Here is a 9,360-nt window from a genome sequence, read left to right as displayed (position 1 = left end):
TGGATGACCAGCCCGTCGGCGCGCTCCTTAACAGCCACGCCAATCCCGGCCAGCCCCGCCGCCATCGTCGCCAGCCGGTCCGATTCCTTGACGCGCAGCTCGTCGAGTCCGCTGGTCACAGTCGTGCCCTCGGCCATCGCGGCGGCGATGAAGAACACCGGGAACTCGTTGATCATGCTCGGCGCAATCGCCGGATCGACGCTGATGCCGCTGAGCGTGCTGGCCCGCACCCGCAGATCTGCGACCGGCTCGCCGCCGATGACGCGCTCGTTCAGTCGCTCGATCTGGCCACCCATCTGGGTGAGCACATCGATCAATCCGGTGCGGGTCGCATTCATGCCAACATTCTCAATGGTGAGGTCCGACCCCGGCACAATCAACGCCGCAACGATGAAGAACGCCGCGGACGAGGGGTCGCCCGGCACCGCGATGTCCTGTGCGGTGAGGTCGCACGGCCCGGTCACGCTGATGTGCCGCACCCCCTCTCGGTCCGTTTCCACAGCGATCTGCGCACCAAACCCGGCCAACATGCGCTCGCTGTGATCACGCGTCGCCACCGGCTCGATCACCGTTGTCGTGCCCGGCGTGTTGAGCGCGGCAAGCAGCACCGCCGATTTGACCTGCGCCGATGCCACCGGCAAGCGATAGGTGATCGGCATGGCAGGCGCGATCCCGCGCATCATCAGCGGCAGGGTGCCGTCGGGGCTAGCGCTAAACTCCGCCCCCATCCGGCCGAGCGGATCGGTCACCCGCGCCATCGGGCGACGGCTGAGCGAGGCATCGCCGGTGAACACTGCGCTGATCGGATGGCTTGCGATCAGCCCCATCAGCAGCCGGGTCGAAGTGCCGCTGTTGCCCATGTCGAGGTGACTGGCCGGCTGCATCAGGCCGCCCACGCCCACGCCGTGCACCGTCCAGACGCCATCGTCGGCGCGCGTGATGACTGCGCCCATCGCTCGCATCGCGGCGGCGGTGGCGAGCACATCTTCGCCCTCCAGCAGCCCCGATATCCGGCTTTGCCCGATACACAGCGCCGTCAGCATCAATGCGCGGTGCGAGATCGATTTGTCACCGGGCACACAGATCGTGCCGGTCAACGGGCCAGAGGGCCGGAACGTGCGGGGCGACGGCCCGGGCGAAACAGAATGAGGCATGATGGTCAGTGTGGGTCCGGTCAGTGCAGGCCGCAGCCTTAAGGGCAAATGCGACGCAGCTTTTGACAGCGGCATAAAGCTATGGCAAGGCGCACGCCAATTTTCGGTCTTTGCAGCTTGCTCAACAGACCGGAACTGGCACATCTCTTCCACACATCATTGCACGCAATTGAACCGAGGCCTTTTATCCATGATCAAAGCTGAATGGGGCGCCAAGCACAGCTGCCCGAAATGCGGCATCCGCTTTTACGACCTGGGCAAGGACGATCCTGTCACCTGCATCACCTGCGGCAACAGCTGGACACCCGAGCCGGTGCTCAAGTCCAAGCAGCCGATGCCGTTTGAGGAAGAGAAGAAGAAAGTTGTCGAGAAGGAGTCGGTTGATCTGGCCGACGAGGATCTGGACATCGATGACGATGGCGATTCGCCCGACAATGATGTCGATCTGGGCGGAGACGACGATCTGGGCGTTGCCGCCAGCGACGATGGCGACGAGGAAAGCTGATCGCGCGCCAAACCGGCGGCGCAGTGCGCGCTGCCGGTTTGCGGTTTAAATGTTGTTTGATTGCCGCGCGCAGGGGGCGTTTTGCCCCTTGCCTCGCATGGACCGCTCGACTAAAGGAGCGGTCCTTCATCAGCGCCCGACACCACCCGGACCGGCGCATACGGGGCCTTAGCTCAGCTGGGAGAGCGCTACACTGGCAGTGTAGAGGTCAGCGGTTCGATCCCGCTAGGCTCCACCAATTTACCGTCACCCTGGATTCAAGGCCGCTCCGCCAGCAGGCTGCGCACCAGCGGTTGCATTTTTTCGTCGTAGCGGGCGAGCATCACGTGTTCGTCGGCGGTTTCATAATGGGTGATCAGTTCGCGGCCGTTCCACCAGTGCAGTGCAAAGGCAGGAGCGTCGGCGATGATCATGTTGCGGCCATCGGGCGTATCAGGATCGATGGGGGCGAGCTCAAGCGCCACCTGCGGCGCGCTCGACGGACAGATCGCGACCGGAAAGCCGTTCCAGTGGCTGACGATGGCACGGTGAACGTGGCCGCAGATCATGCCGACAATCTGGTTTTGGCCGGCAAAGCAGGCTGAGAGCCGGTGCACCCACGCTTCTTCAGGGTGCGTGTTCATCCATGGAATACCCACCTCAATCGGCGGATGGTGCTGCACGATCAGCGTCGGACGGTTCGGTGCCTCGGCAAGCCGCGCAGTCAGCCAGGCAGCGCGCACCTCGCAGAACGCGCCGCCGTGGCGCCCTTCCTCGAGCGTATCGAGCACCAGCACCCTCAGCGGCCCGGCCTCGACTTCATATTGGACAAAGCCATCGACCACCGGCACTTCGGGAAACTGTGCGCTGAAGGTATCGCGCTGATCATGATTGCCCATGCACATGTGCACCGGGAACGGCAGCACCGAGAACGCATTCTTCAGCCGCCGGTAGCTGTCTTCATCGCCCCGGTCGATCAGGTCGCCTGTCGCCATCAGCATATCGGGCTGCGGGTCAATCTGGCGCAGCATGGCGATGACCTGATCAAGCCGCTTGCGATTGAACTCAGCCGGATTGTCAGGGTCAAAGCCCAGATGAATATCGGTAACCTGCGCAATCAACATCCGGCGTTCTTTTCCTTTGTGCTCTTCCCCAAAGGGCACGCCGCCTAACGTTGCAGACGCGCTCCTGTTCCGTGGGCCGACGACCGCGCCGTTATGATAGGCTGCTTTTTCTTCTTGTCTTGCTCGCGTAGCAGCCATGGAGCCCCCTTGTCGGCGTGGTAATCGTGACACATTGCGCAGGTCGATTCGACCGGCTTTTTTACCTTGATGAGCGATTCGCCGGTCTCACCGACATGGCAGGTCCGGCAGTTCTTGATGCCGGGGATCAACAGATCGCTGGCCTCGCTCGATTTTTCCGCAAGGTGGCAGCTGGTGCACTCTTCCTTGTCGTGCGCGTCATGCGTGAACCAGCCCTTTTGCAAATAGCGCTTGGTCTGCGCGACCGGCGCGATCTGAAAATCGAGCCCGCCCGATGACGATGGCGGGGTGACGACATGGCAGTCATAACAGGCACCTCCACGCGAGAAGACCTGACGGATCGCCTGATCCGCGCGGGTGCCGCGAAAATTGACAGCGCGGGCATAATCGCCAGCGGTACGCCGCGCATTGACCGCGCCGGGGCGCTGCCGTGCCAGGCTGCCAAGATTGATCGGGCGCGCAGGCGCGGTCGAGCGATAAAAGGCGCGCAGATCCGCCTTGACCATATCCGGCTCACCATGCCGCAGCGTGCGATACGTGCCACCGATTTTGTCGAAGGACAGGCTGTGGCACATTGCACAACTTTCTTCCATATCGACTTCGAGAAAGCCGACGTTGTTCTTGTCCGCCTTGTGACAATCAGAGCATTCAAGTGCATCACCGAAGCCATGCTTGGTCGCCAGCCGCCGCCCCATCTGCGCGACCCCGTTGGTCTTGCTCAGGTGCATGTCGTGCGGGAACTTGAGGCCGTTGTTTTCCTTGGGGTTCTTGTCGAGCGAGATGCGCTTGCGCGGTGCCTTGGTGTCGTCACCGCGCAACGGCTTGACCAACACCGCAGGCTGGAACTGCGGATGCGCATTGCCGAAATCGGCCGCGTTATCGAGCTTGGTGTTGGTCAAGCGCGTGTCCATCCCATCGTGACAATCAGCGCAGAAGCGCTGCTGAGTCGCTTCCATAGCACCGGCACCCTCATGCTCGGTGTGACATTCAACACAGCGTCCCGCCGGTTTGTTGAAACTGGCGGCAACGAATCGGCGGAAAGCGGCAAAACCGGTGGGGTCACCGCGCGCGGAGAGCTGGCGTTCCATCGGCGCGTGCGGGCTGGCATCCTTTTCGTGGCAGGTCATGCAGGCATTGTCGCGCACCGATACGAACGCATCGACATGGCAGGACTGACAATCGTCCTTGAGGGTCTTGTGGGCCAGGCTAAGCTTGCCCGATGACCACATGCCGTCTGCATGGAAAGCGGCAGGACGTGTGGCTTTTTCTTTATAGGCCAGGTCCTTGTAGCTCGACCAGGTGTAGATCGGCCATGCCAGCATCGCGATCAGAATGAGGATGGCAAAGCCCCAGGCGCTCATCCGCTTGCCGGGCAGCAGCCCCTTGAGCGAATAGATCGCGCCCTCGTCTTTATCCTCGGCGCTGTCAGACACCGCCTCGACCCGGCGCACGGTGAGCGTGATGTTGTCACCCTCCGCCCCGATCTGGACGATATGACCGCCAAAGCGCAGCTCCGCGCCGCGCCCCGACTCAACCGTGGTGGCCTCGACACTGCGGCCATCGATATCGAACGGCTGCTGCGATTGCGCTGTGATGGTCAGCTCGCTGCCACGCCGGGCGATGCGCGCATGGACCGGGTTCACCGCCAGATCGGGCAGGTGCACGCCATTGCTGGCGTTACGGCCGATGAATATCTCTTCGCCCACCACCTCTGACTGGCGGACAATTTCGCTGCCATCTGCCTTCAAGGCGACCTGGCGGACGACAAACATCATTCAACTGCCCCCAAAACCCACGACCCTAACCAACCGAACCCGTCACCAATAAAAGAACACGCTGAAAATATGCGCCGAGAGCGCCGCCAGCAGCGCGAATGTCATCGGCACATGCACGAACAACCAGACCTGCAGCATCGATTTGATCTGCAAATGCTTGCGCAGCCGCGCCAACGAGGATTCCTTGCGCTGCAGCAGGTCATCAACCTTGTTGAGCGGGTCTTCACCCATGCGCGGCTGATAGGCGCGCAGACGGCGCAATTCGGCAATCGCAGCGCGGGTTTCGCAGCCGCGATAGCTGTTGCCGATGCGCTGGAGGAAATTGCCGTCAAATGGGTCCTGCTCAAGCGAGGCCTGCACCAGCGCCGCCTGCGCCGGCTCCAGCGGCTGCGCAGCATCGTGCAACTGCCGGTCGAGCGAGCGCAACTGCTCGATCATCATCCGCTCGGTCACCGCGCCATCGGAATCGGCTCGGTTGTTCGACAAATTGTCGGGCAGCGTTGCGTAAAAATAGATACCGAAGATTCCCGAAATGATGACGATCATCATCAGGCCCCAGGCGAGCGTATGCACGTTCCAGCCAAGCTGGAACCCGGTGTGCAGCGTGCCGATGACGATCAGGCTGAGGCCAAGATAGACGTGCGCACTGGTCCATGCTTTCAGCGACCAGCCGCCCGGGGTGATCGCCCGTTTGCGCAGGCCAAGGCAGGTCAGCCAGATGATCAGCAATGCACCGATGGTACCCAGCGTATAACCATACCACGACCCGCCATTATGGCGCGGTTCGACATCGACCAGAAAATAGCTGACGAGGCAGACGATGCTGAGCACCGTCGCAATTTTCATCCAGCGGAAATTGCGATGCCGCAAAAAGCCGTCATGAATTGCGTTGCGCTCACGCCCTTTGGTCTTTTTGCGCGCGGCGGGCGCGGCGGGCTGGGCTTGGCTTGCCATGGCGTTACGCCTCCTCCTGCTCTAGCCGGGCGACGGTCAGGAACTCATCCGGGGCGACGCGGATGGCAGCGCCGGTCGGGCACGCGCGCACGCAGCTGGGGCCGCCCTCAATCCCGGCACACATATCGCACTTGATCGCTTTCTTGGGCTTTTCGACCCCCGGATCGGTGTTGGCATAGGCCCATTTCTTGCTCGGCTCGCCCGGCCCCGGCCCCATGCCAAAGAACAGCCATGACAGCAGGCTGGGCTTTTTGGGCGGCACCTTGTCCATGCGAATCACGCCATAGGGACAGTTGCGCTGGCAGTTGCCGCAACCGATGCAGGTATCGTTGATATACACCTCACCATCCGGCCCGCGATTGATTGCATTGGGCGGGCAATCGGCCATGCAGTGCGGGTGCTCGCAGTGGCGGCAGCTGGTCGGCACGTGCAGATGTGCGTAGGATCGCCCAGCCTCGCGGTCGAGCCGCGACAGGCCATCATGGCTGTCGGCGCACGCCTTTTCGCAATTGTCGCAGCCGACGCACAGGCTTTCGTCGATCAGCAGCACGTCGGTCGCCTCACCGATGCCGTTTTCAACAAGGAAGTTGGCAACGCCGGAATACATGTCAACGACGCCTGAAAAGCTGTCTTTCTTGGCTTCGATAAACGCGTTGATGTCCTGGCGGCTGGCCATGTCGCGCTTGGCGCGCTTGAGCAGTTCGGGGTTGGCCTCGAGCACCTGCTTGAACGCCTCGCCGTCGATCTGGATGACCTCTGACTTGACCGCCGCCTTGACCGTCGCGGTGCGTTGCCCGCCCGCAATCAAAGCCATTTCACCCACGTACGAGCCTGCGGGAAGATATGACAGGAACACCGGCTTGCCGCCGATTTCCTTCTCGACAATCATTGACCCCACCCGGATCACATAGATTTCGGTGCCTTCATCGCCCTCTTTCAAAATCGCCTCGCCAGGCTTGATCTGGCGGATTTTGCTGGTGTCGACCACCTCGCGGATATCATCGGGCTTCAGGCCAGATCCGAACATCTGCAGCAGCAGCCGCTCGGTCGAGATGCGCTCGATCGCCTTTCTGGCGCTGGGTACCTGGCTCTGCAGCTTGAGCGCAGCGTTGCGCGAGATTTCCACACAGATCGTGTCCTCAGCCGCGACCACCGTCGCCCCGCGCCGCCGGCCCGAAATCAGCCCGACCTCGCCAAAGATCAACCCCTGGCCGATGGGCACAATGCGCGACGTATCATTGGGGTCGATCTGCACCGCAACCGATCCTTGCGCGACAGCGAACAATGATGATCCCGGCGCGGCGCGCTCAAAGATCACTTCGCCCTTGCGGTAGAATTTTGCATCCGAATCGAGCATGAACTCGCGCATCTGCAGCGGATTCATGCCGTTAAGGATGGTCACATTCTCGCGCAACAGGTCGAGCCATTCGGCGACCGATTTGTTGCCCGGCAGGCCACGGAACTTGGCCTCGAGAATCGGCTCGTCCGCCGGTTTCAACTCGGTGTTGCCGTTGATGAACTCAATGACGTCATAGCCCTGGTTCATACAGTGTTTGATCAGCGGATAGCCGGCCAGCGCGCCGATGATGAAGATGCCGGGCGCGGTCGATTCGAACACTGGTGAGAGCTGCGGGAACGCCAGCCGGTCGCTGCTGGTAAAGGCGATGCCGCATTCTTCAATAAACGCACGCGGCGGGGCGGAGCCGATGCGCGCGATGATCCGGTCGCAGCGCACGCGCTCCTCACCATCGCGGGTGTTGAAGGTGATCCAGCCGGGCTCGACGCTGGCGGTGTCGGTCTCAAACCGGATGTTGAGCTTGCCTGCGTTGCGATCTCCCAGCAGCGCCAGCGCGTTCGCCTCCTTGGCAGTGGGGAAGCTTTCCTTGGGGCTGGTCGCTTCGGGGCCACGGCTGACGACGGTTACGACATTGCCTTGCGCGCTGTCTTCAGCCAGGCCGCGCGCATTTTCGATGCCCGCATCGCCTGCGCCAATGACGACGATATGCTCGTCAACATATTCAGTGGGATCATCAAGCTGATACTGGACATGCGGCAGATCACCGCCGGGGCAGCGCATACGGTTGGGGTTGCCCTGCGTGCCGATGGCGAAAACGATGTTTTCCGCCATGATCGTGTCACCGCTGGTCAGCGTGATCTCATAGGGCGGTGCGTAGCGCTGAATTTCCTTTTTGGTGACGGTGCCGTCGCGCCCGCGCATCTCGATGACATGCACGCTGCCCTCAATCGCCGGTCCGGTGCCCCGGATCGCCTTGGCCTCCGCATTGAAACGCACATTGACCCCAAGTTCCTTGGTCGTGTCATTCCACTTTTGCAGGATGTCTTCGCGCTTGCCGGCATCGAATTCATGGTCTGAACGCAGAACGAGCTGCGATGGCGTGGCCATCACGTGCTTGCCCTTCTGGTATTTGTAGATTGTATCAGAGAGGTGATCGGTCTTTTCGAGCAGGATATGGCTCAGGCCGAGCTTGGCCGCACGGCCAGCGGCGCTTTTGCCCGCAGGACCCGATCCGATGATGGCTACGCGGAAAATCTCGCTCACTTAGTTCGCGCCCCCCTGTTGTCGATGCACATGCCATCCACGCCTGCAAGGCAATGGCTGCATCTTGACGCATCGCTGACCGATTTCTCTTACGATCGGTCCTGCTTCAGCCAGATTGCCCCGTTGCCGCAAGAACTTGCCCAAATTCCGGTTGCGAACCCTTCGACGATATTTCTAGCAAAGATTGTGACCAATGCCACTTAGAAATTGGATTTTTCAGCCAGTCGGCTAGCATAATGTGCTGGCAAGGCATAAGAGACCGACAATCATGACCGACAACCCCGTGCCCGACCCCCCGGCTTCTGCCCCTGCACCGCCTGCGATGGCGGATGCTCCGAAGCAAGGATTTGGCGCCGGGCGCGTTGCGCTGGCGGCCGCAGCCCTGATTGCGGCCAGCGCCATTGGCTACAAAGTCTACAGCGATCAACCCGCATCATCAGACACGGTCGCCACGCCGCTGAATGCGCAGGGCGAGCCTGCCTCGGTCGATGAAGTGATCACCCAGCTCGAAGCGCGGCTGCAGGACAGGCCCGACGACGCCGAAGGCTGGCGGATGCTGGGCTGGTCCTATTTTGAAACCGGGCGATTTGCAGAATCGGCAACCGCGATGCGCCGTGCGATCCAGCTGGCCCCGGACAATTCGGAATATCATTCGATGCTCGGCGAGGCGCTGGTGATGGCGAGCAACGACAGCGCGATTTCAAATGATGCGCGCGCCGCCTTCAGCCGCGCGGTTGCGCTCGACCCCAAAGACCCGCGCGCACGTTATTTCCTCGCCGCCGCCAAGGATATTGACGGCAAACACGCCGAGGCGATCGAGGATTGGTTCGCGTTGCTCGCCGAAACGCCCGCCGACGCGCCTTATGCCAAGGACATTCAGGACGTCATCCGCATCGTCGGCAAGGAACGCGACATCGATGTAGCGTCGCGGCTGGCATCGGCAAAATTCGCCCCCGCCACCGCCGGGTTCAAGACCGACGGCGCGCAAACCGCGACCGCCGCGATCCCCGGTCCGAGCCGCGAACAGATGGCAGCTGCCGCCACTTTGCCCAAGGGCCAGCAGGATGCCATGGTGCAGCAGATGGTCGACGGGTTGGCAGAACGCCTGACACGCGAGCCGGGCGACACCGATGGCTGGATCATGCTGATCCGCAGCCGCATGCAACTGGGC

The 9,360-nt window shown here is 61.8% G+C and carries 7 protein-coding genes and 1 tRNA gene; 3 read left to right on the top strand and 5 right to left on the bottom strand.

Annotated features, from left to right (window positions below):
• Positions 1 to 1,154 (bottom strand): 3-phosphoshikimate 1-carboxyvinyltransferase (aroA, locus tag ACEW8G_RS12665; RefSeq protein ID WP_373488773.1); only part of this gene is annotated, 1,154 nt, incomplete at its 3' end.
• A gap of 190 nt (positions 1,155 to 1,344) precedes the next feature.
• Between aroA and ACEW8G_RS12660 the strand changes: the two genes are divergently transcribed.
• Both ACEW8G_RS12660 and ACEW8G_RS12655 read left to right on the top strand, forming a co-directional pair.
• Entirely contained in the window at positions 1,345 to 1,659 is a 315-nt protein-coding gene (locus ACEW8G_RS12660; protein ID WP_373488772.1) for a TIGR02300 family protein, read from the top strand.
• Positions 1,660 to 1,821: 162 nt separating this feature from the next.
• Positions 1,822 to 1,897 (top strand) — tRNA-Ala (locus ACEW8G_RS12655).
• 19 nt (positions 1,898 to 1,916) lie between these two features.
• On the opposite strand, the gene ACEW8G_RS12650 is transcribed toward ACEW8G_RS12655, so the two are convergent.
• From ACEW8G_RS12650 to ACEW8G_RS12635, 4 genes are read right to left on the bottom strand one after another with little or no spacing between them, the layout of a single operon-like run.
• Entirely contained in the window at positions 1,917 to 2,762 is an 846-nt protein-coding gene (locus ACEW8G_RS12650; RefSeq protein ID WP_373488771.1) for a phosphodiesterase, read from the bottom strand.
• A gap of 44 nt (positions 2,763 to 2,806) precedes the next feature.
• On the bottom strand, positions 2,807 to 4,675 hold the full coding sequence (locus ACEW8G_RS12645; RefSeq protein WP_373488770.1) for a cytochrome c3 family protein: 1,869 nt from the start codon (positions 4,673 to 4,675) through the stop codon (positions 2,807 to 2,809).
• A gap of 42 nt (positions 4,676 to 4,717) precedes the next feature.
• On the bottom strand, positions 4,718 to 5,629 hold the full coding sequence (locus ACEW8G_RS12640; protein WP_373488769.1) for a hypothetical protein: 912 nt from the start codon (positions 5,627 to 5,629) through the stop codon (positions 4,718 to 4,720).
• Between the two features lie 4 nt (positions 5,630 to 5,633).
• Positions 5,634 to 8,189, bottom strand: coding sequence for a cyclic nucleotide-binding domain-containing protein (locus ACEW8G_RS12635; RefSeq protein WP_373488768.1), 2,556 nt, complete (start codon positions 8,187 to 8,189; stop codon positions 5,634 to 5,636).
• 268 nt (positions 8,190 to 8,457) lie between these two features.
• Between ACEW8G_RS12635 and ACEW8G_RS12630 the strand changes: the two genes are divergently transcribed.
• The coding region (locus ACEW8G_RS12630) for a tetratricopeptide repeat protein (RefSeq protein ID WP_373488767.1) at positions 8,458 to 9,360 on the top strand (903 nt) is incomplete at its 3' end.

It is taken from the genome of Blastomonas sp., assembly GCF_041747255.1.
GTDB lineage: Bacteria > Pseudomonadota > Alphaproteobacteria > Sphingomonadales > Sphingomonadaceae > Blastomonas.
The sequence above is the reverse complement of the archived record's forward strand: the minus strand, read 5'-3'. Positions and strand labels throughout refer to the sequence as shown.